This window comes from Streptomyces sp. NPDC001599, from assembly GCF_042893535.1.
GTDB lineage: Bacteria > Actinomycetota > Actinomycetes > Streptomycetales > Streptomycetaceae > Streptomyces.
Genome location: NZ_JBIAVA010000026.1, coordinates 1 through 26,998, shown reverse-complemented (window position 1 = coordinate 26,998; position 26,998 = coordinate 1). Strand labels below are relative to the sequence as shown.

Genomic DNA, 26,998 nt, shown 5'->3' with positions numbered 1-26,998 from the left:
GGGTCACTGCGGCGGGTTGCCGTGCTTGCGGGAGGGCAGGTCGGCGTGCTTGGTGTGGAGCATCGCCAGGGACTTGATCAGCACCTCGCGGGTTTCGGCGGGGTCGATGACGTCGTCGACCAGGCCGCGTTCGGCCGCGTAGTAGGGGTGCATCAGCTCGGACTTGTACTCCTTGACCATGCGCGCCCGCATGGCCTCGGGGTCCTCGGCGTCGGCGATCTGCCGGCGGAAGATGACGTTCGCGGCACCTTCCGCGCCCATGACGGCGATCTCGTTGGTCGGCCAGGCGTAGGTGAGGTCGGCGCCGATGGACTGGCTGTCCATGACGATGTAAGCACCTCCGTACGCCTTCCGCAGGATCAGCGAGATCCGGGGCACGGTCGCGTTGCAGTAGGCGTAGAGGAGCTTGGCGCCGTGGCGGATGATGCCGCCGTGCTCCTGGTCGACGCCGGGCAGGAAGCCGGGTACGTCCAGAAGGGTGATGATCGGGATGTTGAAGGCGTCGCACATCTGGACGAAGCGGGCGGCCTTCTCCGAGGCCTCGATGTCCAGGACGCCGGCCAGGGCCTGCGGCTGGTTGGCGACGATGCCCACGACCTGGCCGTCGAGGCGGGCCAGCGCGCAGATGATGTTGCGGGCCCAGCGCTCGTGGACCTCCAGGTACTCGCCCTCGTCGACGAGTTCCTCGATGACCTTGGTCATGTCGTACGGGCGGTTGCCGTCCGCCGGGACCAGGTCCAGGAGCGTGTCCGAGCGGCGGTCCACGGGGTCGGAGGACTCGGCGCGGGGCGGGTTCTCCCGGTTGTTCTGCGGGAGGAGGGAGAGGAGGTAGCGGACCTCGGCGAGGCAGGTCTCCTCGTCGTCGTAGGCGAAGTGGCAGACGCCGGACGTCTCGGCGTGCACGTCGGCGCCGCCCAGGCCGTTCTGCGTGATCTCCTCGCCGGTGACCGCCTTGACCACGTCGGGGCCCGTGATGAACATCTGCGAGGTGTCCCGGACCATGAACACGAAGTCCGTCAGGGCGGGGCTGTAGGCCGCGCCGCCCGCGCACGGGCCGAGCATCACGCTGATCTGCGGGATGACGCCGGACGCCTTGGTGTTGCGCTGGAAGATGCCGCCGTACCCGGCGAGTGCGCTGACGCCCTCCTGGATGCGGGCGCCGGCGCCGTCGTTCAGCGACACCAGCGGGGCACCGGCCGCGATGGCCATGTCCATGATCTTGTGGATCTTCGTGGCGTGGGCCTCGCCCAGCGCGCCGCCGAAGATCCGGAAGTCGTGGGCGTAGACGAAGACCGTGCGGCCCTCGACCGTGCCCCAGCCGGTGATGACACCGTCGGTGTACGGCTTCTTGGCCTCCAGACCGAACCCGGTCGCCCGGTGCCGGCGCAGCTGCTCGACCTCGCGGAAGGAATCGGGGTCCAGGAGCAGCTCGATGCGCTCGCGTGCGGTCAGCTTGCCCTTGGCGTGCTGCGCCGCCGTCGCCTTCTCGCTCGGCCCGGCGAGCGCCTGCGCACGGATCTCGTGCAGCTCGGCCACGCGTCCACGCGCGTCCGTCGGCTCGCCCGGCGCCTCATCCAAAACGGTCATGTAGCGACTCTACGAAGCCGACCAAGGATTGCGAGCCGTCGACTCCGTACAGTCTCCGGCCCGTTTTCCTGGTAGCACTGAACAGAACCCCTACTCCATGCAGCCTTTCCGACTGCTCAGGGGGTCTCTGGGTTGTAGGAGTCACACAAAGCCGTCAGCTGAGAGTCACCTCACATTCATGGGTGGCGCATACCACCCCTGGAGTGACGCGGAGGTGCAGTCGGCGGCCCGTCGCGAGGATCTCGACCGTCTCGTCGGCCCGCAGCACCGCTCCCACCGGGTGGTCCCAGACGATCTCCAGGGCCTCTCCCGTGCGCGGCGGTTCGCTCACGGAGAGCGTAGCGGTACGGCCCCGGCGGCGGACGAGCACGCTCGCCCCGGCCGTCGCGGTGAGCGGGCCCGCGGCGCCGGCCCGCCAGAAGTTGGCGGCCGTGAGACCGAGGGAGGGGACGGTCACCGCCTGGCGGCGGCCGTCGTTGGCGAGGACCGTGAGCCAGTGGCGGTCCGCGGCGCGGCGGGCGAGGGCCGCTCGGGAGGCGCCCGGCATGACGGTGTAGACGTAGTCGGCGTCAACCGGGTCGGTGCCGTGGTCGAGCCAGAGGGTCTGCCAGCGGCGGGTGCGGCGCTCGGTGGCGCTGGTGGTGTTGATGTCGGACCAGGAGCCGGTGCGGTCCTCGCGCAGGGTCCGCAGGGTGCCCCCGGGCACGATCCAGCCGCCGTGGCCCTCCAGGTGGGCCCAGTGCCGGCCGCGTACGAGGGCCTGGGTGCCGCCCTCGCCCAGGTTGCGGTTGTCCACGACCGTCTCGACCGGTACGCCGTCCGCGCAGGTGATGCCGGCGCCCAGGCAGATGACGGCGTCGTCGAGGAAGAACCAGGACTTGCGGGCCTGAAGGGTCGACCCCAGGCCCTTGAGGTGCTGGCCCACGGCGGCGTACTCCCCGTCGGTCGTGCCGCCGACCCAGCTCACCTCCGGCTTGGGGGCGCCCCATTCGCCGCCCGCACGGTCGGGCAGGCGCTGGGTGGAGACGGTGGTGCCGGGCAGCCGGTACCAGTCGACGGTGGGCCAGAACCAGTCTGTGTATTGATCCGACCGACCGGACCGACCGGACCGACCGGACCGACCGGACCGACCAGACCGACCGGACCGGTCGGAGGCGGCTCCGTTCGCCCACCAGGTGAGCATGCCCGCGCCGGTGTGCCAGCCGCGCGGGTTCTCGCCGTTGCCGCACTCGTAGTGGGCGATGCGGTCACTGGCCATGGCGAGGCCCGCGGTGAAGGCCGGGCGGCGGTGGACGGCGCGGTCCATGGCCGCGAAGAGGTGGTGCCCGGCGGGTTCGGGGGCGGCCTCGCCGGGGGCGGCGGCGATCGCGTGCAGCCGGGCCAGGTCGGCGACCGGGAACTGGGGCGCGGTCAGGATCGGGGTGACGGTGTCCCGCTCGATCCAGCCCTTGATCCGGGCGGACCAGCGCTCTCGCTCGGCGTCGCTCGCACCGCCCGCGAGGACCGCCATGGCGGCGACGATCTGCTGGCCGTGGAAGTGGTCGCTGCGCATGACGTGCAGGTCGTCGCTCTTGAGGTAACCCCGGCTGATGGCCCGCCCGTTGACGATGTCCATGACGAGACCGTCGTGGATCAGGGGTGCGTAGGCGCGCTCGACGCTGTCGAGGACGATCTGCTTGCCCGGGTCGGTCACCTCCCACTCGGAGCCGGCCAGCAGGGTGAACAGCCGGCCGAGGCCGTCCAGCATGACCTGGCCGTACGTCCCCGAGTAGGCGACCCAGGTGTGCTGGACGAAGGAGCCGTCGGCGTAGAGCCCGTCCCCCTCGGTGACGTACGGGAAGACCGGCGAGAGGGCGTCGCGGGCCAGGGCGAGCTTGGCGGGGGCCCGGCCCAGGACGCCGCGCAGGGCGACGGAGCGGCACAGGTCGACTCGGTTGGCGCCGGTGGAGGTGCCGGTGTAGTCGCCGAGCATCGCGTCGGGGACGAAGTGGTCGACGGCGGCGCAGGCGGCGGCCACGCGGTCGGCGCCTAGGTGGTCGTACAGGGCGGCCGTGATGTCCATCAGGAGCCGGGGGCTGCCGATCTGCCATTCCCACCAGTTGCCGTAGCGGGTGGTGGCCGGGTTGTAGACGGTGGCCGAGAGATGGTCGAGGCCGCGCAGGATGTCGGCGAGGAGGGCGGGGTCGCCGGTGGCGCCGGTGCCCTCCTGCACGTACGCCTCGGTCATCGTCCACAGGCGGCCGTAGGCGAAGGTGATACCGGCGGGCGGGTCGAAGGGGTGGCCGGGCCACAGGGAGGTGGGGGTGGGGGCCATGGTGGCGCGGTGCTCGCGGGCGCGTGCGCCGGTCTCGGCCAGGCGGGAGGCGTACGGCTCGGCGGACGGGTCGTAGCCGGTGCCGAGGGTGATGTCGAGCCAGCGGTGGCGGAGGGCGTCGTAGGGGTCGGCCGCGGCGGCCGCGGCGCGGGGGACGGCGGTGAGGGACGCGGCCGCGGCCGCCGCGAGCAGGACCGCGCGGCGGGTGGGGGCGGTGGGACGCTGTGGGGTCATGCTCATGCCGTCTATCACGCCGGGGCGCCGGAGGGGAACGGTGGCGCAACACGTGCGGCGCGGTGGTTGATGGCGGCGCGGAATAGCTCTAGAGTCGAAGCCGTTGGACTGGTTGAACATTCAACTTCAAGGGATCTTCCCGGAGGACACCATGACCACCACCCCCGACCTCTCCACGCTGACCGGCGACTACACCGTCGACCCCGCCCACACGACGATCGGCTTCACCGCGCGCCACGCGATGGTCACCAACGTCAAGGGCAAGTTCCTCGACTTCACCGGCACGCTGCACCTGGACGGCACCGACCCGTCCCGCTCCACGGCGTCCCTGGACATCACGATGGACAGCATCGACACGGGCTCCCCCGACCGTGACGGCCACCTGAAGAGCTCGGACTTCTTCAACACGGGCGAGCACCCGACGATGACCTTCCGCTCCACCAAGGCGGAGTCCCTGGGCGGCGACGACTACCGCATCACCGGTGACCTGTCGATCCTCGGCACGACCAAGCCGCTCACCATCGACCTGGAGTTCAACGGCGCCGCCAAGGACCCGTTCGGCAACGAGCGCGTGGGCTTCGAGGGCAAGGCGGAGATCAAGCGCTCGGAGTGGGGGCTCACCTGGAACGCGGCCCTGGAGACGGGCGGCGTGCTGGTCTCCGACAAGATCAAGCTGAACTTCGACATCTCGGCGATCAGGCAGGCCTGACGTCCCGCGCCCCCTCGGGAGCGCCGAAGTCCACGTCGGCGGCGGCCCGGATACGGCGGCCGGGCCGGCCGATCGTGCGGTAGCCGGCGTTGTACTGCGCGATCGAACGGCCCGCCGGAACGAGGTCGCGCTGCCGCACGGTCACCACCGGCACCCCGGCCGCCCGGGCCCGTTCGCTCGGCCCGGCGATCGCGGCGACCGTCTCGGCGGCCCGGTGCGCCATGGCGACCGTGGCGTTCTGCATGTCGATGACGAGGAGCGTGGTGACGGGCGGCATGGGCCCACCGTAGCGCCGCGCCCTGCCCGCCCGCCGCCCGTTTCACCTGCGCAGCAGCTCCCGCACCTGGTCCAGGGCCGCACCGAAGGGGTCGGGCACGACCCCCACGCCGTGGGCGACCAGCGCCCCCTCGTGCAGCAGCATCAGCGTCCGCGCCAGCCGGTCCGCACCGGCCGCGTCGATCTCCCGGGCCAGGCCGCCGAACAGGTCGAGCATCCACCGCTTCTGGCCGGTGATGACCGGGTACGCCGGATGGTCCGGGTCGCTGATCTCCGCGTGTGCGTTGATCATGCTGCACCCCTTGGCCCCGTACCGCTCCGACCACGCGCGCGACGCCTCGAAGACGGCCACCACCCGGGCGGCGGGGCACTCCCCCGCCGCCGCCAGCCGCCCGGCGAGCAGTTCCCGCCAGCGCTCGTCGCGTCCGGCCAGGTACTCGACGACGATCTGCTCCTTCGAACCGAAGCGGTCGTAGAGCGTCTTCTTGGTCACCCCGGCCTCGGCGGCGACGGTGTCCACACCGACGGCGTGGATGCCGTGCTCGTAGAACAGCCGCTCGGCGGCCTCCAGCACCCGTCGCGCGCCGGGCGTCATCCGTACGCGGCGCGGTTTGTCCTCCGGACCCATGACCTCTGCACCCATGGCGACGAGTATACCGGTCTGTATAGTGGGCACCCAAGGCCAGTAAACCGATCTGTCTACTCTGCAGGGGTCGACCATGAACGTCCTGCTCTCGGCCGCCTTCGTCCTGTGCTGGAGTTCCGGCTTCATCGGCGCCAAGCTCGGTGCGGAGACCGCGGCCACGCCCACCCTCCTGATGTGGCGCTTCCTGCCCCTCGCCGTGGCCCTGATCGCCGCCGCGGCCGTCTCCCGGGCGGCCTGGCGGGGCCTGACACTCCGGGGCGCCGGCCGGCAGATCGCCATCGGCGCCCTGTCGCAGAGCGGGTACCTGCTCAGCGTCTACTACGCCATCGAACTCGGCGTCTCCAGCGGCACCACCGCCCTGATCGACGGCGTCCAGCCACTCGTCGCCGGCGCGCTCGCCGGTCCCCTGCTGCGCCAGTACGTCTCGCGCGGGCAGTGGCTCGGACTGTGGCTGGGCCTGTCGGGCGTGGCCACGGTGACGGTCGCCGACGCCGGGGCGGCGGGCGCGGAGGTGGCCTGGTGGGCGTATCTCGTCCCGTTCCTCGGCATGCTGTCGCTGGTGGCGGCCACGTTCCTGGAGGGCCGCACACGGGTGCCGGCCGAGCCCCGCGTCGCCCTGACGATCCACTGCGCGACCAGCGCCGTCCTCTTCTCCGCACTGGCCCTGGGCCTCGGGGCGGCGGCGCCGCCGGCCGGTTCCTCGTTCTGGCTGGCGACCGCCTGGCTGGTGGTGCTGCCGACCTTCGGCGGCTACGGCCTGTACTGGCTGATCCTGCGCCGGTCCGGCATCACCGGGGTCAACACCCTCATGTTCCTCATGGCCCCGGTCACGGCCGTGTGGGGTGCCCTCATGTTCGGTGAGCCGTTCGGCGTCCAGACCGCCCTCGGCCTGGCGGTCGGCCTCGCGGCCGTGGTCGTGGTCCGGCGCGCGGGCGGCGCGCACCGGGGGCGGCCCGTGCGGTCCGTGCGGTCCGGCGCGGACCGTCCGGCGGTCGAGAAGCCGACGGCGGACAGGCCGGCGGCGAGGCGCTGATGCCCGCCGCGGGCGCCTCAGAAGCCGCCGCCGAAGTCCCCTCCGCCGCCGAAGCCGCCGCCACCGCCGAAGTCCCCTCCGCCGAAGCCGCCCCCGAAGTCGCCGGGATCGAAGTCGCCGCCCGAGACGTCGCCGCCCTCGTAGCCGCCGAAGTCGCCGTACCCGGTGCCGTAACCGGCTCCGTAGGCGGGGCCCGCCATCATGCTGCCGAGCATGGTGCCGACCAGCAGGCCGGGCAGGATGCCGCCGCCGAAGTAGCCGCCCGCCCAGGGGCCGTAGGCCGGGCCCGCGTCCCAGTAGGGGCGGCGGCCCTGGTCGGTGTCCACCTCGCGGATCATCGGGTCCCGCCCGTCGGACAGCCGGGCCCGGTCGGCGGCGCAGACCGGGACCTGGCGGGTGGTGCCGCCCGGCGGGGTCCAGGTGGCGTCGGCGACCGACGGGCCGTGGCGCGGGTCGAAGAAGCAGGGCGGACGGCGTTCGGGCAACGGCCTGCCCTCGCGGCGGGCGGCGAGCTGCGCGAGCGAGAAGCGGCCGTCCTCCACCGCCTGGGTGACGGCGCGCACGTCCTCCGGTTTACGGGCGTCGGCCATGTACGTCTTGGCCTGCTCGTAGGCGTCCAGGGCGCGTTCGTAGTCCGCCCGCATCGCGTCGTCGGCGCCCGGCTCCGCCGGGTGGAAGTCCAGGCGGTCCAGCTCCTCGCCGAACGCCGTGATGTCCTCGTCGACCACCACCCGCAGCCGCTCCAGCGCCGCCCGCTGCTCCGCCTCGCGGCGGTGGCGGCTGCGCCGGGAGACCGCGTAGACGCCCGCGCCGCCGATGACCACCACCGCGCCCGCGGTGATCAGGGCGCCCGTGGGCGCGGAGCCGCCGCCGGAGTCCCAGGACGAGGGGGCGGAGCCGCGCACGCTGCGCAGCGCGTCGTCGACGAAGTCGTTCAGCTGGGCCTTGGGATCACCCGCGCCCTGGACGGCGGTGACCAGGTTGTGCACGCCCTGGCGGCTCAGCACGCTGCTGTCGGCGCGCGCGTCGAAGCGGTCGCCGAGGCGGACGCCGTACAGACCGGTGATGCCGGTCTCGGTGCGGAGGTTCTGGAAGAGGTTCTCGGTGGGGTAGCCGGCCGGGAGGACCGCCACGAAGACCGGTTCGCCCGCGTCCTCGATCTTGTCGGCGAGCGCGTCCGCGTCCGACTTGGACAGCAGGTCGGAGGCGGCCGGGTCCACGTACACCGGACTCTCGCGCAGGGCCGCGCCGATCTCGGAGACACCGGTCTCCGCCTGCGCGCCGGGCGCACCGGCGAGCAGCACCGCCAGCGCGGCCACGACCGGCGCGACCAGGAGGCGTATGAGGACTTGCACACGAACGCCCTTCATACGTTCGAACGTACCCGAATGGACCTCAATCAGACATAAAGGGCGGAGCCATTACCCGAAGCGCGGAGCCATCACCGGCTCCGCTCACTCGGCGGGCGTGACCCCGGCCCGCAGCAGCCCGTACGTGTACGCGTCCTCCAGGGCCTGCCAGGAAGCGGCGATGACGTTCTCCGCGACGCCCACCGTGGCCCACTCCCCCGTGCCGTCGGAGGTGGAGATGAGCACCCTGGTGGTGGACTGCGTGCCGTGCACGCCCTCCAGGATGCGGACCTTGTAGTCGACCAGGTCGAGCTTGGCCAGCTCGGGGTAGATCTTCTCCAGGGCGACGCGCAGCGACCGGTCCAGGGCGTTGACCGGGCCGTTGCCCTCGGCGGTGGCGACGATGCGCTCACCCTTGGCCCAGAGCTTGACCGTGGCCTCGTTGGCGTGGCTGCCGTCGGGGCGGTCCTCGGTGATCGCGCGCCAGGACTCGACGTCGAAGTACTTCAGCGGCCTGCCCTCGGCCTCGGCGCGCAGCAGCAGCTCGAAGCTCGCGTCGGCGGCCTCGTAGGTGTAGCCCGCCAGCTCGCGCTCCTTGACCCGCTCCACGACCCGGCCGACCAGCTCGCGGTCGCCGCCGAGGTCGATGCCGAGCTCCTTGCCCTTCAGCTCGATGGAGGCACGTCCCGCCATGTCGGAGACCAGCATCCGCATGGTGTTGCCGACCAGCTCGGGGTCGATGTGCTGGTAGAGGTCCGGGTCGACCTTGATCGCGGAGGCGTGCAGGCCGGCCTTGTGGGCGAAGGCGGAGACGCCCACGTAGGGCTGGTGGGTGGAGGGGGTGAGGTTGACGACCTCGGCGATGGCGTGGGAGATGCGGGTCATCTCGCGCAGCCGGCCCTCGGGCAGCACCTGCTTGCCGTACTTCAGCTCCAGGGCGGCCACGACCGGGAACAGGTTGGCGTTGCCGACCCGCTCGCCGTAGCCGTTGGCCGTGCACTGGACGTGGGTGGCGCCCGCGTCGACGGCGGCGAGCGTGTTGGCGACGGCGCAGCCGGTGTCGTCCTGGGCGTGGATGCCGAGCCGGGCGCCGGTGTCGGCGAGCACCGTGGCGACCACGGCCTGGATCTGCGCGGGGAGCATGCCGCCGTTGGTGTCGCACAGGACGACGACGTCGGCACCGGCTTCGGAGGCGGTGCGCACGACCGACTTGGCGTACTCGGGGTTGGCGCGGTAGCCGTCGAAGAAGTGCTCGCAGTCGACGAAGACCCGGCGGCCCTGGGCCTTCAGGTGGGAGACCGTGTCGGCCACCATCGCCAGGTTCTCGTCCAGCGTGGTGCGCAGGGCCAGTTCGACGTGCCGGTCGTGCGACTTGGCGACCAGGGTGATCACCTGGGCGCCGGAGTCGAGCAGCGCCTTGACCTGGTGGTCCTCGGCGGCGCTCGCGCCCGCGCGGCGGGTGGAGCCGAAGGCGACCAGCTGGGCGTGCCGGAAGTCGATCTCCTGCTGGGCGCGGGCGAAGAACTCGGTGTCCCGCGGGTTGGCGCCGGGCCAGCCGCCCTCGATGAAGCCCACCCCGAAGTCGTCCAGGTGCCGTGCGATGGCCAGCTTGTCCGCGACCGTGAGGTTGATGCCCTCGCGCTGCGCGCCGTCCCGCAGGGTGGTGTCGAAGACGTGGAACGAATCGTCGAGTTCGCTGGTTGCGGTCATGATCTGAAGGCTCCTGTTGGGGATCTCGGTCTACCGGAATGACCGGTTCCACCGTTCCTCTATGATCCCTCGCGCTCTCTTCCCGGCTCGGGTGGGGCCAGGAAAGCGAAAAACCTCTCGCGGGTGCGAGAGGTCTGCGCGCGGGTCGAGGACGACGGTGTCCACCCGTACCTGGTCGTACGTGGTGGTCACTGCGGACCGGCGCGCCTGCTGCCAATAATCATGGCGAACGAGAGCACGGGGGCAGTCTGGCACACTCCGTCCCCCTGTCCATCGGCCGTCTCAGGATGCGAACGGCGGCGGTCCGCGGGCGCGGGCTCAGTCCCGCCCGTGGAGGCCGTCCGCAAGGAAGTCCCGTACGTGACCGAGCACCTGCGCCCGGTCCGTCCCCCGCAGGCCGATCGCCACGTGGATGGCGAAGCCGTCGAGGAGGGCCCGCAGCCGGGACGCGAAGCGGTCCGGGTCCACGGCGCGGAACTCGCCGCGCGAGATGCCCTCGGCGAGCAGGGCGACCAGGTCGCGGTGCCAGGCGCCCTCGATGGCGGCCTGCCGGTCGCGGGCCTCGTCGGGGGCGTTCTGTGAGCGGTTCCACACCTCCAGCCACAGCGTCCAGTGCGGGTCGCGGTGGCCGTCGGGGACGTACAGGTCGACGTAGGCGCCGAGGCGCTCCCGGGCGGTGCCGGGCCGGGTGAGCAGGCGGCCGCGCTCGGCGCCGAGGCGGCCCTCGCTCCACTCCAGGGTGCGCAGCAGCAGTTCGTCCTTGGAACCGAAGTAGTACAGGAGGTGGCCGCTGCTCATGCCGACCTCGCGGCCGAGCGCCGCCATGGTGAGCTTCTCCAGCCCGCGCTCGGCGATCATCTCCATGGCGGCGGCGAGCACGTCCTCGCGCGGCGGGGCCTGCCTGCGCCCACCACCGGCCATGTCCACTCCCGGGTCTTCTAAGTCTTCGGCTGTTGCTGCGTGATGCAGTGGATGCCCCCGCCCCCCGCGAAGATCGTACGCGCGTCCACCAGGGTCACCGTCCGCTCCGGGAACAGGCGGCGGAAGATGCCCGCGGCGAGTTCGTCGTTCGGGTCGCCGAAGGCGCACAGGACCACGCCGCCGTTGCACACGTAGTGGTTGATGTACGAGTAGTCGACCCAGTCGCCCTCCTCGTCTCTCAGGAGCGTCGGTGCGGGAACCTCGACGACCTCCAGGCGGCGGCCCCTGGCGTCGGTCTGGCCGCGCAGGATCTCCAGGTACAGCCGCGAGCGCTCGTGGTCGGGGTGCCGGGGGTCGCGCTGGCTGTGCACGACGACCGTGCCCGGCCGTGCGAAGGCCGCGACGATGTCGACGTGGCCCTGGGTGCCGTACCTGCCGTAGTCGCCGGCCAGGCCGTGCGGGAGCCAGATCGCCCGGCTGGTGCCGAGCTTGGCGTGGATCTCCGCCTCGACCTGCTCGCGGCTCCAGCCGGGGTTGCGGCCGGAGCCGAGCTGGACGGTGTCGGTCAGCAGGACCGTGCCCTCGCCGTCGACGTGGATCGCGCCGCCCTCGTTGACGAGCGGGCTGCTCAGCACGGGGGCCACGGCGAGGTCCGCCACGTGGCGGGCGATCTTGGCGTCGTGCTCCCAGCGGGCCCAGCCCTGGGCGCCCCAGCCGTTGAACACCCAGTCCACGGCGGCGATCCCGCCCCGCCCGTCCGTCACGAAGGTCGGGCCGATGTCCCGCATCCAGGCGTCGTCCAGCTCGCGCTCCACCAGGTCGACGTCCGGTCCGAGCAGCTCGCGCGCGGTGGCGCCCTGGCCGGGCCCGTGCACCATCGTCACCGGCTCGAAACGGCGCACCGCGCGGGCGACGGCGGCCCAGGCAGCACGAGCCCCGGCCAGCTCCTCGTCGTCGGTGAACGTCGCGTTGGGGCCCGGCCAGGCCATCCAGGTGCGTTCGTGCGGGGCCCACTCGGGCGGCATGCGGAAGGTCATGGAGGTGTCCAGGAGATCGGAGAGGTTGGAGAGGGCGGAGAGAGGTCAGAGGAAGTAGAGGCGGTTGAGGGAGACCGACTCGGCGGGCTCGGAACGCAGCGGGTCGCCGTCGAGGGTGACCAGACCGGTCCGCTGGTCGACGTCGACCGCGCCGGTACGGGAGTTCAGCCGGAGGTCGGCCGGTCCGATGCCGCGGGTGCCGCGCACGGCCACCCGGCGGCGGCGGGTGGGCATGGTGTCGTGCCCCTGGTCGAGGGCGGCCTGCGCGACGAAGGCCACCGATATCTCGGCGGGCGTGGCGCCGTACGCGCCGAACTGGGGTCCAAGGACCAGGGGTTCGCAGGTGTCGGTGGCCGCGTTCGGGTCTCCGACCACGCCGTACGCCGGGAAGCCCGACTTGAGGACCAGCTGCGGCTTCGCGCCGAAGTACTCCGGCCGCCACAGCACGATGTCGGCGAGCTTGCCGGTCTCGATGGAGCCGACCTCGTGGGAGAGGCCGTGGGCGATGGCGGGATTGATGGTCAGCTTGGCGATGTAGCGCAGGACGCGCTCGTTGTCGTGGCCGTCGTCCGGGGCGCCGAACCGGTCCTTCATCTTCCCGGCCATGGCGAAGGTACGGCGGACGGTCTCGCCGGCCCGGCCCATGCCCTGCGCGTCGGAGGAGGTGATGCCGATGGCGCCCAGGTCGTGCAGCACGTCCTCGGCCCCCATGGTCCCGGCGCGGATGCGGTCGCGGGCCATGGCGGCGTCGCCCGGCAGGTCGGTCTTCAGGTCGTGGACGGAGACGATCATGCCGTAGTGCTCGGCGACCGCGTCCCGGCCGAAGGGCAGGGTGGGGTTGGTGGAGGAGCCGATGACGTTGGGGACGCCGGCCATCTTCAGCACGTTCGGGACGTGTCCCCCGCCGCAGCCCTCGATGTGGAAGGCGTGGATGGTGCGGCCCTCCAGGACCCGGAGGGTGTCCTCCACGGAGAGGCACTCGTTGAGGCCGTCGCTGTGCAGGGCGACCTGGACGTCGTACTCCTCGGCGACGCGCAGCGCGGTGTCGAGGGCGCGGGTGTGGGCGCCCATGTCCTCGTGCACCTTGAAGCCGGACGCGCCGCCCTCGGCCAGCGCCTCGATCAGCGGGGCGTCGTGGGACGAGGAACCCCGGCCGAGGAAGCCGATGTTGACCGGCCAGGCGTCGAAGGCGCCGAAGGCGTGCTTCAGCGCCCAGGGCGAGTTGACGCCGACGCCCCACACGGGGCCGAACTCCTGCCCGATGACGGTCGTCACGCCGGACGCGAGCGAGGCCTCCATGATGCGCGGGGAGAGCAGATGGACGTGGGTGTCCACGGCTCCCGCGGTGGCGATGAGACCCTCGCCGGACACGATCGAGGTGCCGGTGCCGACCACGACGTCGACGCCGTCGAGGGTGTCGGGGTTCCCGGCCCGGCCGATGGCGTGGATGCGACCCTCGCGGATGCCGATCGACACCTTCCGGATGCCCTGCACGGCGTCGATCACGACCACGTTGCTGATCACGACGTCGCAGGTGTCGCGGACGGCGGCGGCCTTGAGGTGCAGTCCGTCGCGCGCGGTCTTGCCGAAACCGGCGAGGAACTCGTCGCCGTACCGCTGCGCGTCGGACTCGACGCGGATCACCAGCCCCGAGTCACCGAGACGGAGCCGGTCGCCGGCGCGCGGGCCGTGGGTGGCGGCGTAGGCGTACGGGTCGATGCTCATCGGTCTGCTCCCAGATATCCGCAGGCGGCGGCCCGGCGCAGGGCCTCTTGTCTGGCACCCGGTGCGTCCAGCGGGCCGTCGACTAGCCCGGCGAACCCGATGGCGACGCGCGCGCCGCCGATCGGCACGAGCCCCACCTCGACGCGCTCGCCGGGGCCGAAGCGGACCGAGGACCCGGCGGGGACGGCCAGGCGCATGCCGTAGGCCCGCCCACGGTCGAAGTCCAGGCGCGGATTGGCCTCGAAGAAGTGGAAGTGGGAGGTCACGGAGACCGGCACGGTCGCGGTGTTGGTGACCGGCAGCCGCAGCGCCGCCTCGGGCTCGGGACGGTCGCGTCCCGGCAACAGCGCTCCGGGGGCGTCGGGGCCGAGCCCGCCGCCTCCGACGGGATCGGTGACGACCGCGAGGCGGGAGCCGTCGTCGAAGACGGCCTCCACATGCACCTCGGTGACCACGTCGGCGACGCCGGGCAGGACGTCGTCCGGGCCGAGCACGGACCGGGCGCGCTCGATGGCCGCCGCGAGGCGCGCTCCGTCGCGGGCGGCCTCGCACACGGTGTCCGCGATCAGCGCGGTCGCCTCCGGCACGTTCAGCCTGAGCCCGCGGGCCCGGCGGGCGCGGGCCAGCTCGGCCGCCCCGAACAGCAGCAGCCGGTCACGTTCCGTGGGAGTCAGTCTCACGTCGCGGCACCTCCTTGCCTTACCGAGATTAGAGCATCACTCTAAAGGGCAATTCCGTGCCCCGGAACCGTTGACGAGTGCGCAGGACAGACGTCACATTGAACGTCGCTCTAAACCTCAGGCGGCCGTCGAAGGAGACCAGCCATGCCGATAGAACAGCGCGGAGTCGACACCATCCCGGAAGCGGAACGCACCAGCGGGCCCCGGGACCTGGTCTCGATCCTGCTGGGGTCCAACCTCTGCCTGGGCGTGATCGTCTTCGGCTGGCTGCCCCCGTCCTTCGGCCTCGGCTGGTGGGCGTCGGTGAGTTCGGTGGTCGCGGGGACGGTCGTCGGCACCGTGTTCACGGCCCCGCTGGCCCTGATCTCCCTGCGCACCGGCACCAACCTGTCCACCTCCTCCGGCGCCCAGTTCGGGGTGCGCGGGCGGCTGGTCGGCTCGGTGGTCGGCCTGCTCCTCGCCCTCGGCTACACCGCGCTGACCGTGTGGATCGGCGGGGACGTGATGGCGGGCGTGCTCGGGCGGCTGTTCGGCCTGCCGCAGGGCGGTGCGACGTACGCCGTCGTCTACGGCCTGCTCGCCGCCGCGACCGTGGCGGGCGCGGTGTACGGGTACCGGGTGCTGCTCGCCATGTCCCGGGTGCTGGCCTACGGCATGACCGCCCTGCTGGTCCTCGGCGTGATCGCCTACGCCCCCGACTTCACCACCGCCGCGCTGCCGGAGGCGGGCGGGTACCTGCTGGGCGGGTTCTGGCCGACGTGGCTGCTGGCCGTCGTGGCCGCGGGACTGTCCGGGCCGATCGCCTTCATCACACTGCTCGGCGACTACACCCGCTACATCTCACCGGCCCGCCACTCCTCCCGCCGGGTGCTGCACGCCACCTGGCTGGGGCTGATGCTGGGCCTGCTGGTCCCGCAGCTCTTCGGCACCTTCACGGCGTACGCCGCCCGCGCCGCCCTGGACTACGCGGGCCCGCTGGTCGACGCCTCGCCCACCTGGTACCTGGTGCCGCTGCTGCTGGCCGCGTCGGCCGGCTCGGTCGGCAACGCGGGGCTGATGCTGTACTCGATGGGCCTGGACCTGGACGCCATCCTGCCGCGCGCCTCCCGCGCCCGCGCCACCTGCGCCGTCGCCGTCGTCGCCACGGCCTGCGTCTTCGCCGGGCACTACGCCTGGCAGGCGCAGTCGGCGATGACGTCCTTCGTGCTGCTGCTGACGGCGATCGGCACCCCGTGGGCGGTCATCACGATGATCGGCTCGGTGCGCTGCCGCGGGGTCTACGACGCCGACGCCCTCCAGGTCTTCAACCGCCGGGCGCGGGGCGGGATCTACTGGTACCGGTCCGGCTGGAACGTCCCCGCGACGGCCGCCTGGGCCGTGGGTGCGCTGGTCGGCGTGCTGGCGGTGTCCCTGCCGTCGTACGAGGGTCCGCTGCTGTCCCTCACGGGCGGGGTGGACTGCAGCTTCCTGCTGTCGGGGCTGGTGGGCGGGGTGGTGTACGTGATCGCGACGCCGGGTGCCGTCGTGCCCACGGCTGCCGGGGCTCCGGTGGCGGCGCCCGCTTCTTGTCCGACCGAGTCGGGTGGTGGGCGGGCATAGGCCGGGGATCCGGGGGCGGAGCCCCCGGCGAGGCCCGCCCCCACGCCGGCCGCGTCAGGCCAGGGTGTGCATCCACCCGTGCACGTCCGCGGCGGTCCCCCGCTGGATGTCCAGCAGCGCGTCCCGCAGCCGCTGTGTCACCTCGCCCGTCTCGCCCCCGCTCTGCTGCCACTCGGCTCCGGTGCGCTTGACGGTGCCGACCGGCGTGATCACGGCGGCGGTCCCGCAGGCGAAGACCTCGGTGAGGGTGCCGTTCTCCGAGTCGCGCTGCCACTGGTCGACCGAGACGCGGCCCTCCTCCGCCTCGTAACCGAGGTCGCGGGCGACGGTGAGCAGGGAGTCACGGGTGACGCCCTCCAGGATGGAGCCGGTGAGAGTGGGCGTGACGATCTTGTTGCCGTACACGAAGTACAGGTTCATGCCGCCCAGTTCCTCGACCCACTTGCGCTCGATGGCGTCGAGGTAGCAGACCTGGTCGCAGCCCTTGGTGGCGGCTTCGGCCTGGGCGAGCAGGGAGGCCGCGTAGTTGCCGCCGGTCTTGGCGTCGCCCATGCCGCCGGGGACGGCGCGGACGCGGTCCTCGGAGACCCAGATGGAGACCGGCTTGACGCCGCCCGGGAAGTAGGCGCCGGCCGGGGAGGCGATGACGATGAAGAGGTACTCGTTGGCCGGCCTGACGCCCAGGCCGACCTCGGTCGCGATCATGAAGGGGCGCAGGTACAGGGACTCCTCGCCGCCGTGCGCCGGGACCCACTTCTCGTCCTGCGCGACCAGCGCGTCGCAGGCCTCGACAAAGGTGTCCACGGGAAGCTCGGGCATGCCCAGGCGGCGCGAGGACGCCTGGAAGCGGGCGCCGTTCTTCTCCGGGCGGAAGGTGGCGACGGAGCCGTCGGGCCGCCGGTAGGCCTTCAGTCCCTCGAAGATCTCCTGCGCGTAGTGCAGGACCATGGTGGCCGGGTCGAGGGAGAGCGGGGCGTACGGCACCAGCTGGCCGTCGTGCCAGCCGCGGCCCTCGGTCCACTTGATCGTCACCATGTGGTCGGTGAAGTGGCGGCCGAACCCGGGGTTGGCCAGGATCGCCGTCCGCTCGGAGTCCGAGAGCGGGTTGGCGGAGGGCTTGAGCTCGATCGTGGGCGTCGTCATGGGTGGCTGTCCTTCACCGGTTCGTATTGTGACGGGCCGCGGTCACGCCCGTACGACCGGTGGCCGGTGCTGGGACGTCCGAGCATTCCCTCAAGTCGCGGCTTTCGCGTTCGATTATCGCGCGCGGCCCGCGACGGGCGAAACGGGGTGAATGCGGTCCAGGGTTCGATGGTCGCACCTGGCGGACGCAGGAGAAAGCCGCCGGGTGCCTTGTTCTTCGGACCCGGCGGCTTCGAAAGGTTGGATTTCGAGTGCGCCGGGGTCAGCCGGCTACTCGTACGGTGAGTGCGTCGCCGATCTCGGAGGTGGAGCGGGCGGGCAGGCCGCCGCGCTCGCCGAGGTCGGCGGAGACGGCTTCCTCGATCCGGGCGGCCTCGTCCTCGTACCCGAGGTGGCGCAGCAGCAGGGCGACGGACAGGACCGTGGCGGTGGGGTCGGCCTTGCCCTGGCCGGCGATGTCGGGCGCGGAGCCGTGCACCGGCTCGAACATCGAGGGGAAGTCGCCGGACGGGTTGATGTTCCCGCTGGCGGCGACGCCGATGCCGCCGGAGACGGCCGCGGCGAGGTCGGTGATGATGTCGCCGAAGAGGTTGTCGGTGACGATGACGTCGAACCGGGCCGGGTCGGTGACCAGGAAGATGGTCGCGGCGTCGACGTGGATGTAGTCGGTGGTGACCTCGGGGTACTCCGCCGCGACCTTGTTGAAGATGTTGGTCCACAGGTGGCCCGCGAAGGTCAGCACGTTGTTCTTGTGGACCAGCGTGAGCTTCTTGCGGGGGCGGGCCTGGGCGCGGGCGAAGGCGTCGCGGACGACGCGCTCGACACCGTAGGCCGTGTTGACGGAGACCTCGGTGGCGACCTCGTGCTCGGTGCCCTTGCGGATGGTGCCGCCGTTGCCCGTGTACGGGCCCTCGGTGCCCTCGCGGACGACGACGAAGTCGATCTCGGGCTGGCCGGCGAGCGGGGTGGCGACGCCGGGCAGGAGCTTGCTCGGCCGCAGGTTGACGTGGTGGTCGAAGGCGAAGCGGAGCTTGAGCAGGAAGCCGCGCTCCAGGACGCCGGACGGCACCGACGGGTCACCGATCGCGCCGAGCAGGATGGCGTCGTGCGACTTGAGGGCGTCGAGGTCGGCGTCGGTGAGGGTCTCACCGGTGGCGTGGTAGCGCCGGGCGCCGAAGTCGAATTCCTTGGTCTCCAGCTTCACATCCTGCGGAAGGACGGCGGAGAGGACCTTGAGACCCTCGGCCACGACCTCCTGGCCGATGCCGTCACCGGGAATCACTGCGAGATTGAGGCTGCGAGACATGACGGCACCCTATCGCTCGTCCCACGGGATGACATGAGGCGTCCGCCATGCGGACGCCACTGTCGTCCGCGCGGCTCAGTGGCCGGTGGCGCCGCCGTTGTCCCTGCGGTCGAGGGAGCGCTGGAGGGCGGCCGCGGCGTTCTTGCGGTCGGAGTCGCTCGTACGGGAGAGGTGGCGGACTCGGCGGCGGACGGTCGTCTCGGCCATGGGAATCGACTCCTTCGGCACAAAGGGAGCACGGAAAGCGAGGGTGGTGAGAGACGCCGGAAGGGGCGGGGAGCGCGATGCCGCAGGGGTTGCCTGCACGGGCACGGGCTCACGACCGCCATTCGCTCGATCGAGCGGGACGTTCGGCTCCTACAAAGCTAAGGGAGCGCACCGCGTCTGTCTCCACAATTACTCGGACTTCCTACTATCTGAGACGGCACCTTCGCCCGCACCGCTCCGACCTGCGGAAAAGCCCGGCGGGGCCAGGTCGGTCGACCTGGCCCCGCCGGGCGATTCGCGCGCGGGCGTCAGCCCATGTGCGGGTACGTGTAGTCGGTCGGCGCGACCAGCGTCTCCTTGATGGCGCGGGTCAGCGTCCAGCGCATCAGGTTCTGCGGGGCACCGGCCTTGTCGTTGGTGCCGGAGGCACGGCCGCCGCCGAAGGGCTGCTGGCCGACCACGGCGCCGGTCGACTTGTCGTTGATGTAGAAGTTGCCGGCCGCGTAGCGCAGCTTCTCCATCGTGTACGCCGCCGCCGCGCGGTCGTTGGAGATGACCGAGCCGGTGAGCGCGTAGTCCGAGACCGACTCCATCTGGGTCAGCATCTCGTCGTACGCGTCGGCCTTGCTGTCGTCGTAGACGTACACGGCGAGGAAGGGGCCGAAGTACTCGGTGCGGAAGACCTCGTTCTCCGGGTCGGTGCACTCGACGACGGTCGGGCGGACGAAGTAGCCGACCGAGTCGTCGTAGGAGCCGCCCGCGACGATCGTGCAGGTCTCGTCCTCCTTGGCCCGGTCGATGGCGGCCTTGTTCTTGGCGAAGGACCGCTCGTCGATGACGGCGCCGATGAAGTTCGACAGGTCGGTGACGTCACCCATGGTGAGGTAGTCGACCTCGGCGGCGAACTCCTCCTTGAACCCGTCGTTCCAGATGGACGCCGGGATGTAGGCGCGGGAGGTGGCGCTGCACTTCTGGCCCTGGTACTCGAAGGCGCCGCGGGTCAGCGCGGTCTTGAGCACCGCGCGGTCGGCGCTCGGGTGGGCGACCAGGAAGTCCTTGCCGCCGGTCTCGCCGACCAGGCGCGGGTAGGTGCGGTACTTCTCGATGTTGTTGCCGACCGTCTTCCACAGGTGCTGGAAGGTCTTGGTCGAACCGGTGAAGTGGATGCCCGCGAGGTCCCGGTGCTCCAGGGCGACCTCGGAGACCGCGATGCCGTCGCCGGTGACGAGGTTGATGACGCCCTTGGGCAGCCCGGCCTCCTCCAGGAGCTGCATGAGCAGCACGGCGGCGTGGGTCTGCGTCGGGGACGGCTTCCAGACCACCACGTTGCCCATCAGGGCGGGGGCGGTGGGCAGGTTGGCCGCGATCGCGCTGAAGTTGAAGGGCGTGATCGCGTAGACGAAGCCCTCCAGCGGGCGGTGGTCCATGCGGTTCCACACGCCCTGGGAGTTGGCGGGGGGCTGCTCGGCCAGGATGCCTCGGGCGTAGTGGACGTTGAAGCGCCAGAAGTCGATCAGCTCGCAGGGGCTGTCGATCTCGGCCTGCTGGGCGGTCTTGGACTGGCCGAGCATGGTGGAGGCGGCGATGGTCTCGCGCCACGGACCCGACAGCAGCTCGGCGGCGCGCAGGATGATCGCCGCGCGGTCGTCGAAGGACATCGCGCGCCACGCGGGGGCGGCGGCCAGGGCGGCGTCGATCGCGTCCTGGGCGTCCTGCTGGGTGGCGTTGGCGTACGTACCCAGGCGGGACTTGTGGTTGTGCGGCTGCACGACGTCGAAGCGCTCACCGCCGCCCATCCGCTTCACACCGCCGATGGTGCAGGGCAGATCGACCGGGTTGTCGGCGAGGTGACGGAGCTTCTCCTCCAGCCGAGCGCGTTCCGGGGAACCGGGCGCGTAGCCGTGCACCGGCTCGTTGACGGGGGTGGGGACCTGGGTCACAGCGTCCATGGGTTCCGTTACTCCTTTAACTGAGCGGGTTGTGCGAGCGGGTGCGGGCTCAGCCCTTGCTGACCATCGAGCGGGCGAAGAACCGGAGGTTGGCCGGCTTCTCCGCCAGACGGCGCATGAAGTAGCCGTACCAGTCGGTGCCGTAGGCGGTGTAGACGCGCATCCGGTGGCCCTCGGCGGCCAGGCGCAGGTGCTCGTCGCCGCGGATGCCGTACAGCATCTGGAACTCGTACTCGTCGAGCTTGCGTCCGGCCGTGCGGGCCAGCTCCTGTCCGATGGAGATCAGGCGCGGGTCGTGCGACCCGATCATCGGGTAGCCCTCGCCCTCCATCAGCGTGCGCAGGATGCGGACGTACGCCTTGTCGATCTCGTGGCGCTGCTGGTACGCGACCTCTGCGGGCTCCTTGTAGGCGCCCTTCACCAACCGTACGCGAGAGCCGCTGTCGGCGAGCCGGCGCGCGTCGGCCTCGGTGCGGAAGAGGTAGGCCTGGATGACGCAGCCGGTCTGCGGAAAGTCCTTCCGCAGCTCCTCGTGGATGGCGAACATCGAGTCGAGGGTGGTGTGGTCCTCGGCGTCGAGCGTGACGGTGGTGCCGATCTCGGCGGCGGCCTCGACGACCGGGCGGACGTTGGCGAGGGCCAGTTCGTGGCCGCCCTCCAGCGCCTGGCCGAACATCGAGAGCTTCACCGACATCTCGGCGCGGGTACGGAGGTCGAGCGGCTTGAGCCGGTCGATCAGCTCCAGGTAGGCGTCGCGGGCGGCCTCGGCCTGCACGGGGGTGGTGATGTCCTCGCCGACGACGTCCATCGTCAGTTCCAGGCCCTGATCGGTCAGCTCCCGGATGATCGGCACGATCTGGTCGACCGTCTCGCCGGGGATGAACCGGTCGACGACCGGCTTGGTCACGGGCGCGGCCGAGACGAGACGACGCATCCGGTCGCTGCGCGACGCGGCGAGAATCACGGGACCCAGCACGGGGCACCTCCACTTACCAACCAACACAGGGGCCGCTGCCCGACGAACGGGGAACGGCACGGAGAACCACCGTGAAATCTAAGGATCCACCCGATCGTCGGCCATCGACAGCTGTCACGCATCCGTGCCGCGGATCTCAGACAGATGTATGAAGGGCGCTCGCATATGCGGCAGAATGCCCGGGTGACGTCCGATTCCAGAGGTTCCGCAGGCACCGGTGGTACGCGTGGTGACTACCAGGAGCTGGTCGACGAGCTGTCCGAGCTGCTGGGCGCACCCGCGACCCTGGAGAACCGCGACTTCGAGCTGATCGCCTTCGGCGCCTACGACAGCGAGGGCGACCTCGACCCCTCCGCCCTGGACCCGGTGCGCACCCGCTCGATCCTCACCCGGCGCTCCACGGCGGCGGTGCGGGCCTGGTTCGAGAGCTTCGGCATCACCCGCGCGACCGGACCGGTCCGCATCCCGCCGACCCCCGAGGCGGGCGTGTACCGGGGACGCACCTGCCTGCCGGTACGCCACCGGGGTGTGGTCCTCGGCTACGTCTGGCTCCTGGACACCGACCCGGGCCCGACCGAGCGGCAGCTGGCGGCGGCCATGGAGGTCACGGCGCGGATCGGCGCGCTGCTGGCCGACGAGGCGCAGCACGGTGCGGACCTGAGCCGGGAGCTGCGGGCGGTACTGACGGCCGAGCGGGACTGGCAGCGGGACATGGCCGTGGCGGAGCTGCGCAGCGCGCTGGGGCCGCGGGCGGGCACCCCGCACGCGGTGGTCTGCGTGGCGCCCTGGCCCTCGGCCGACCCGGACGACGCGCCCTCGGTCCGTACGGTGCCGGGCGCGACGGCGTTGTGCACGGTGCCGTGGGGGGTCTCGGCCGTGTCGCTCGCGCTGCTGGTCCGGCTGCGCTCGGCGGAGGTGCAGACCCCGGCGACGTCGGCGGCGGGGCGGCTGCTGGAGCGGGCGGGGGCGGCCACGGGCCGGGGCGGACCGGCAGGAGCAGCGGGAGCGACGGGTGGCGCCGCGGCCGGTGTCTCCGCGTCGCGCACGGGTCTCGCGGACCTGGGGGCGGCCTGGTCGGAGGCGTCGGCGGCGGCCCGTGCGGCGCGGGCGGAGGCGCGGTTCGGGCCGGTCGCCCAGTGGACGTCGATCGGCGCGTTCCGCCTGCTGACCTCGCTGCCCCCGCGCTCCGCCGACGATCCCGCCGTACGCGCCCTGCTCTCCCCCGCCCACCGCGAACTCGCCCGCACGGCGGAGGTGTACCTGGACTGCGCGGGGCAGGCCGGCCGCACCGCCGCCGAGCTGGGCGTCCACCGCCAGACGCTGTACTACCGGCTGTCCCGCGTCGAACAGCTCACGGGCCTGGACCTGGACGACGGCGAGGACCGGCTGCTGCTGCACATGGCGCTCAAGGCGCGTCGCCTGTAGCGGCCCCGATCACCCGGCGCAGGCCCTCGGTCAGCGCGTCGGCGTCGGGTGCGCTCCTCGGGTCGAAGGTCCACTGGGCGATGAGACCGGTCATCAAGGTGACGTAGAACGCGCCCAGGGTGTCCGTCGTCTCGTCCGTGACGTCCTCCTCCCTGCCGCCCATGAGCAGGGGGATGATGCCGCGCCCGGCCTCGCGCTGGGCGCGGCCGAGGTGGTCGCGCAGCTCGGGCATCCGGTCGCCCATGACCAGCACTTCCATGCTGAGGCGCCAGATGGAGCCGGGCTCCCGCATGGTGCCGATGATGTTGGACCACACCTGATGGAACCGCTCGACCGAGCCCGGTCCGGTGTCGTCCAGAGCGGGGCCCTCCCCCTCGAAGGCGCCCCCCATCCCCTCGATCAGCTCGATGTACGCCTGGGCGAGCAGGACGTCCTTCGACCCGTAGTGGTAGCCGATGGACGCCAGGTTGGTCCGCGACTCCTTGACGATGTCCCGCGCGGTCGTGCGCGCGAACCCCTTCTCCAGCAGGCAGCGCTTGGCGCCCTCGAGCAGATCCTCACGGTGTCCCATGCGCCCACCCTACCCGCACCTTCATACGCACGTCTTAGACAATGTTCTAGACAGTCGTATAAGACGTGCGTACAGTCGCTGCCATGACAACGAACCCGTCCCGCGCAGGGCGCCGCGAGTGGACCGCGCTCGCCGTGCTGATGCTCCCGTTGCTGCTGGTCTCGATGGACGTCTCCGTCCTGTTCTTCGCGATTCCGGAGATCAGCGCCGATCTGGAGCCGAGCGGCACCCAGCAACTGTGGATCTTCGACATCTACGGCTTCGTACTGGCCGGCCTCCTGATGACGATGGGGTCCCTGGGCGACCGCATCGGCCGTCGCAGGCTGCTCCTCGTCGGCGCGGCGGCCTTCGGCGCGGCTTCCCTGCTCGCCGCCTACGCGCACACCGCCGAGACCCTGATCGCGGCCCGCGCGGTCCTCGGCATCGGCGGGGCCACCCTGATGCCGTCGACGATGGCGCTGGTCCGCACGATGTTCACCGACCCCGCCCAGCGGGCGAAGGCGATCGGGCTGTGGTCCGGGGTGATGACGGCCGGGATCGCGCTCGGCTCGGTGATGAGCGGCGTCCTCGTGGAGCACTTCTGGTGGGGCTCGGTCTTCCTGGTGAACCTGCCCGCGATGGCGCTGCTGCTGATCCTCGGGCCGGTGCTGCTCCCGGAGTCCAGGAACCCCTCACCCGGCCGCTTCGACCTGCTGAGCGTCCCGCTGTCGATGGCGGCGGTCCTGCCCGTGGTCTACGGCCTCAAGGAGCTGCCCTCCGAGGGCTGGAACGTCCGCTACGTCGTCTCCATCACCGTCGGTCTGCTCTTCGCGGCGCTGTTCGTGCACCGCCAGCGCACCGCGGCCTCGCCGATGATCTCGCCCGCCCTCTTCCGCGGGCACGGTTTCACCCCGGCCGTCGTCCTCAACCTGGTGTCGGCCTTCGGGATGATGGGGTCCTCCTACTTCACCACCCAGTACCTCCAGTCCGTGCTGGACAAGAGCGCGCTGGAGGCCGCGCTGTGGGCCCTGCTGCCGTCGGTCTTCATCGGCTTCGCCGCGCCGCTCGCCATGCGGCTGGTCCAGCTGGGTGTGGAGCGGGCGTACGTGGTGGCGGGCGGTTTCGTGGTCGCGGCGTGCGGTTACGCGCTCCTGGCCTGCGCCGGCACCGACTCCCTGTGGCTGGTGCTGGCGGCCTGCGGCGTCATGGCGGGCGGCATTGTCGCGGTGATGTCCCAGCTCACCGACCTGGCGCTCAGCTCCGCCCCGGTGGAGAAGGCGGGCGCGGCGTCCTCCCTGATGGAGACCGGCACCGAGTTCGGCGGCGCGTTGAGCATGGCGGTCCTGGGCTCCGTCGGTACGGCCGTCTACCACCACGAGATGCCGGCCTCGGCACCGGACGCGGCCCGGGAAACCCTGGGCGGCGCGCTGTCGGTCGCCGCGCGGCTGCCGGGGTCCGCGGGAGAGGCCCTGGCGACGGCGGCGCGGGAGGCCTTCACCGACGGCATGCGGGGCGCCGCGATCGCGGGCGCGGTGCTGCTGTTGGCGGCGGCGCTCCCGGCGGCGCGCGCACTGCGCGGCATCCGGGTGCGCGAGAACGCGGCCACGGAGAACGCCGGACAGGCTGACTCACTCAGCCCGTCCGGCGTGTGAGGACGAGGCCCGCTCAGGGCCGTGAGCGGGGGTCCCGGGGGCGGCGGCCCCCGGGTACGGTCGCCTCAGACGAGGTTGACGGACCGGGCGGACGTGGCGCCGATCTCCGCCGAAACCTCCGCCAGCACCCCGGCGGGCACCGTGTCGTCGACGGTCAGCACGGCCAGCGCCTCGCCGCCCACCGTCGCACGGGCGACCTGCATGCCGGCGATGTTGATACCGGCCTCGCCGATGACGCGGCCCACGGTGCCGACGACGCCGGGACGGTCCTCGTAGCGCAGGACGACCATGTGGTCGGCCAGGGCGAGGTCCACGTCGTACTCGCCGACGGCGACGATCTTCTGGAGGTGCTTCGGGCCGGCCAGCGTGCCGGAGACCGACACCTCCTCGCCGTCCGAGAGGGTGCCGCGCACGATGACGACGTTGCGGTGCTCCGGGGACTCCGAGCTGGTGGTCAGGCGGACCTCGACGCCGCGCTCCTGGGCGAACAGCGGGGCGTTGACGTACGACACGGTCTCGTCGACGACGTCCTCGAAGACACCCTTGAGCGCGGACAGCTCCAGCACCTTCACGTCGTGCTGGGTGATCTCGCCGTAGACCTCGACGTCGAGGCGGACGGCGACCTCACCGGCGAGCGCGGTGAAGATGCGGCCGAGGCGCTCGGCGAGCGGCAGGCCCGGCTTGACGTCCTCGGCGATGACGCCGCCCTGGACGTTGACCGCGTCGGGGACCAGCTCGCCGGCGAGGGCGAGACGGACCGACTTGGCGACGGCGATACCGGCCTTCTCCTGGGCCTCGTCGGTGGAGGCGCCGAGGTGCGGGGTGGCGACAACCTGGTCGAACTCGAAGAGCGGGGAGTCCGTGCAGGGCTCCTTCGCGTACACGTCGAGACCGGCGCCCGCGACGCGGCCCTCCTTGAGCGCCGAGTACAGCGCCTCCTCGTCGACGATGCCGCCGCGCGCGGCGTTGACGATGCGGACGCTGGGCTTGACCTTGCGCAGCGCCTCGTCGCCGATCAGGCCGAGGGTCTCGGGGGTCTTGGGCAGGTGGACGGTGATGAAGTCGGAGACCTCGAGCAGCTCGTCCAGCGACAGCACCTTGACGCCCATCTGCGCGGCCCGCGCGGGCTGCACGTAGGGGTCGTAGGCGACGACCTTCATGCCGAAGGCCGACATGCGCTGCGCGACCAGCGCGCCGATGCGGCCGAGGCCGACGACGCCGAGGGTCTTCTCGGCCAGCTCGACGCCGGTGTACTTGCTGCGCTTCCACTCGCCGTTCTTCAGCGCGGCGTTGGCCTGCGGGATGTTGCGGGCGGTGGCGACGATCAGGCCGCAGGCCAGCTCGGCGGCGGTGACGATGTTGGAGGTCGGGGCGTTGACCACCATCACGCCGGCCTTGGTGGCGGCGGAGACGTCGACGTTGTCCAGGCCGACACCGGCGCGGGCGACGACCTTGAGCTTCTTGGCGGCGGCCACGGCCTCGGCGTCGACCTTGGTGGCGGAGCGGACCAGGATCGCGTCCACGTCGGCGATGGCGGGGAGCAGTTCGGCCCGGTCCGCGCCGTTGCACTGGCGGATCTCGAAGTCGGGGCCGAGCGCGTCCACGGTCGCGGGCGACAGCTCTTCAGCGATGAGTACGACGGGTTTCGAGCTCACGTGAGTCCTCACAAGTCCAATGCGGACGGCCGTCCCGACGGCCGCATGCGGAGGGTTGCTAGCCGCGTGGAAGACGCACGACGCTGTGGGCCTGACGCGTATGTGTTCAGCAGTCTAGTGGCGTGGCGGGCAGTGTCCTGCGCCGCTGCGGAAGCATCACCCGGAAGTGGATCCCGCGGGGGCGCCCGGCGCGCCGGGCGCCCCCGCGGGGCAAAGACCTACGCCTCTTCGTCGACCCAGCTCATGAGCTTGCGCAGCTCCTTGCCGGTGGTCTCCAGGAGGTGCTCGGAGTCCTGCTTCTTGTACTCGTTGTAC

General features: G+C 71.7%; 21 protein-coding genes and 1 pseudogene. 5 read left to right on the top strand and 17 right to left on the bottom strand.

Translation table 11 applies throughout. From position 1 onward, the window contains the following. Positions 1-3 precede the first annotated feature (3 nt). Positions 4-1,587, bottom strand: coding sequence for an acyl-CoA carboxylase subunit beta (locus ACFYZ3_RS36910; protein WP_356862548.1), 1,584 nt, complete (start codon positions 1,585-1,587; stop codon positions 4-6). 154 nt (positions 1,588-1,741) lie between these two features. Next, complete coding sequence (locus ACFYZ3_RS36905) at positions 1,742-4,135, bottom strand: polysaccharide lyase 8 family protein (protein WP_388527457.1); 2,394 nt, start codon at positions 4,133-4,135, stop codon at positions 1,742-1,744. Positions 4,136-4,286: 151 nt separating this feature from the next. On the opposite strand from ACFYZ3_RS36905, the gene ACFYZ3_RS36900 reads away from it, so the two are divergent. Continuing rightward, positions 4,287-4,844 (top strand): YceI family protein, encoded by a 558-nt coding sequence (locus tag ACFYZ3_RS36900; protein WP_104635676.1) that lies wholly within the window; start codon positions 4,287-4,289, stop codon positions 4,842-4,844. 124 nt (positions 4,845-4,968) lie between these two features. Here ACFYZ3_RS36900 and ACFYZ3_RS36895 read toward each other — a convergent pair. Next, positions 4,969-5,121, bottom strand: a pseudogene (locus ACFYZ3_RS36895) (isochorismatase family protein); the annotation flags it as partial. 42 nt (positions 5,122-5,163) lie between these two features. Continuing rightward, the gene (locus tag ACFYZ3_RS36890) at positions 5,164-5,763 is read right to left on the bottom strand and encodes a TetR/AcrR family transcriptional regulator (protein ID WP_388527367.1); all 600 of its coding nucleotides are present in this window, start codon (positions 5,761-5,763) and stop codon (positions 5,164-5,166) included. A gap of 76 nt (positions 5,764-5,839) precedes the next feature. Between ACFYZ3_RS36890 and ACFYZ3_RS36885 the strand changes: the two genes are divergently transcribed. Further along, the gene (locus ACFYZ3_RS36885; protein WP_388527364.1) at positions 5,840-6,799 is read left to right on the top strand and encodes a DMT family transporter; all 960 of its coding nucleotides are present in this window, start codon (positions 5,840-5,842) and stop codon (positions 6,797-6,799) included. Between the two features lie 17 nt (positions 6,800-6,816). Here ACFYZ3_RS36885 and ACFYZ3_RS36880 read toward each other — a convergent pair whose 3' ends face one another. From ACFYZ3_RS36880 to ureA, 6 genes are all read right to left on the bottom strand, one after another. After that, complete coding sequence (locus ACFYZ3_RS36880; RefSeq protein ID WP_388527362.1) at positions 6,817-8,169, bottom strand: hypothetical protein; 1,353 nt, start codon at positions 8,167-8,169, stop codon at positions 6,817-6,819. 84 nt (positions 8,170-8,253) lie between these two features. Beyond that, the gene (gene cimA, locus ACFYZ3_RS36875; protein ID WP_388527359.1) at positions 8,254-9,858 is read right to left on the bottom strand and encodes a citramalate synthase; all 1,605 of its coding nucleotides are present in this window, start codon (positions 9,856-9,858) and stop codon (positions 8,254-8,256) included. A 318-nt stretch (positions 9,859-10,176) separates the two neighbouring features. After that, complete coding sequence (locus ACFYZ3_RS36870) at positions 10,177-10,779, bottom strand: TetR/AcrR family transcriptional regulator (protein WP_388527356.1); 603 nt, start codon at positions 10,777-10,779, stop codon at positions 10,177-10,179. Positions 10,780-10,796: 17 nt separating this feature from the next. Next, complete coding sequence (locus tag ACFYZ3_RS36865; RefSeq protein ID WP_388527353.1) at positions 10,797-11,816, bottom strand: agmatine/peptidylarginine deiminase; 1,020 nt, start codon at positions 11,814-11,816, stop codon at positions 10,797-10,799. Positions 11,817-11,861: 45 nt separating this feature from the next. Beyond that, positions 11,862-13,541: an urease subunit alpha gene (locus ACFYZ3_RS36860; protein WP_388527351.1), complete on the bottom strand. Its 1,680-nt coding sequence runs from the start codon at positions 13,539-13,541 to the stop codon at positions 11,862-11,864. Continuing rightward, positions 13,538-14,221 (bottom strand): urease subunit gamma, encoded by a 684-nt coding sequence (gene ureA, locus ACFYZ3_RS36855; RefSeq protein WP_388527348.1) that lies wholly within the window; start codon positions 14,219-14,221, stop codon positions 13,538-13,540. Before ureA ends, ACFYZ3_RS36860 begins: the two co-directional genes overlap by 4 nt. 144 nt (positions 14,222-14,365) lie before the next feature. On the opposite strand from ureA, the gene ACFYZ3_RS36850 reads away from it, so the two are divergent. After that, the gene (locus ACFYZ3_RS36850) at positions 14,366-15,820 is read left to right on the top strand and encodes a cytosine permease (RefSeq protein WP_388527345.1); all 1,455 of its coding nucleotides are present in this window, start codon (positions 14,366-14,368) and stop codon (positions 15,818-15,820) included. Positions 15,821-15,874: 54 nt separating this feature from the next. On the opposite strand, the gene ACFYZ3_RS36845 is transcribed toward ACFYZ3_RS36850, so the two are convergent. From ACFYZ3_RS36845 to ACFYZ3_RS36825, 5 genes are all read right to left on the bottom strand, one after another. Continuing rightward, entirely contained in the window at positions 15,875-16,963 is a 1,089-nt protein-coding gene (locus tag ACFYZ3_RS36845; protein WP_388527342.1) for a branched-chain amino acid aminotransferase, read from the bottom strand. A 262-nt stretch (positions 16,964-17,225) separates the two neighbouring features. Then, positions 17,226-18,269, bottom strand: coding sequence for a 3-isopropylmalate dehydrogenase (locus ACFYZ3_RS36840; RefSeq protein WP_388527339.1), 1,044 nt, complete (start codon positions 18,267-18,269; stop codon positions 17,226-17,228). A 75-nt stretch (positions 18,270-18,344) separates the two neighbouring features. Further along, positions 18,345-18,476, bottom strand: a complete 132-nt coding sequence (locus ACFYZ3_RS36835) for a hypothetical protein (protein ID WP_011030289.1) — start codon at positions 18,474-18,476, stop codon at positions 18,345-18,347. Between the two features lie 308 nt (positions 18,477-18,784). Beyond that, complete coding sequence (gene pruA, locus ACFYZ3_RS36830) at positions 18,785-20,425, bottom strand: L-glutamate gamma-semialdehyde dehydrogenase (RefSeq protein WP_388527336.1); 1,641 nt, start codon at positions 20,423-20,425, stop codon at positions 18,785-18,787. A 49-nt stretch (positions 20,426-20,474) separates the two neighbouring features. Then, positions 20,475-21,401 (bottom strand): proline dehydrogenase family protein, encoded by a 927-nt coding sequence (locus ACFYZ3_RS36825; RefSeq protein WP_388527333.1) that lies wholly within the window; start codon positions 21,399-21,401, stop codon positions 20,475-20,477. Between the two features lie 165 nt (positions 21,402-21,566). On the opposite strand from ACFYZ3_RS36825, the gene ACFYZ3_RS36820 reads away from it, so the two are divergent. Next, positions 21,567-22,826, top strand: a complete 1,260-nt coding sequence (locus tag ACFYZ3_RS36820) for a PucR family transcriptional regulator (RefSeq protein ID WP_388527330.1) — start codon at positions 21,567-21,569, stop codon at positions 22,824-22,826. Here the strand turns inward: ACFYZ3_RS36820 and ACFYZ3_RS36815 are convergent. Then, positions 22,807-23,397: a TetR/AcrR family transcriptional regulator gene (locus tag ACFYZ3_RS36815; RefSeq protein ID WP_388527328.1), complete on the bottom strand. Its 591-nt coding sequence runs from the start codon at positions 23,395-23,397 to the stop codon at positions 22,807-22,809. The genes ACFYZ3_RS36820 and ACFYZ3_RS36815 overlap by 20 nt on opposite strands. Before the next feature lie 83 nt (positions 23,398-23,480). Between ACFYZ3_RS36815 and ACFYZ3_RS36810 the strand changes: the two genes are divergently transcribed. Further along, positions 23,481-25,028, top strand: a complete 1,548-nt coding sequence (locus ACFYZ3_RS36810) for an MFS transporter (protein ID WP_388527325.1) — start codon at positions 23,481-23,483, stop codon at positions 25,026-25,028. Positions 25,029-25,093: 65 nt separating this feature from the next. On the opposite strand, the gene serA is transcribed toward ACFYZ3_RS36810, so the two are convergent. Further along, positions 25,094-26,683 (bottom strand): phosphoglycerate dehydrogenase, encoded by a 1,590-nt coding sequence (gene serA, locus ACFYZ3_RS36805; protein ID WP_356862510.1) that lies wholly within the window; start codon positions 26,681-26,683, stop codon positions 25,094-25,096. Positions 26,684-26,998 lie beyond the last annotated feature (315 nt).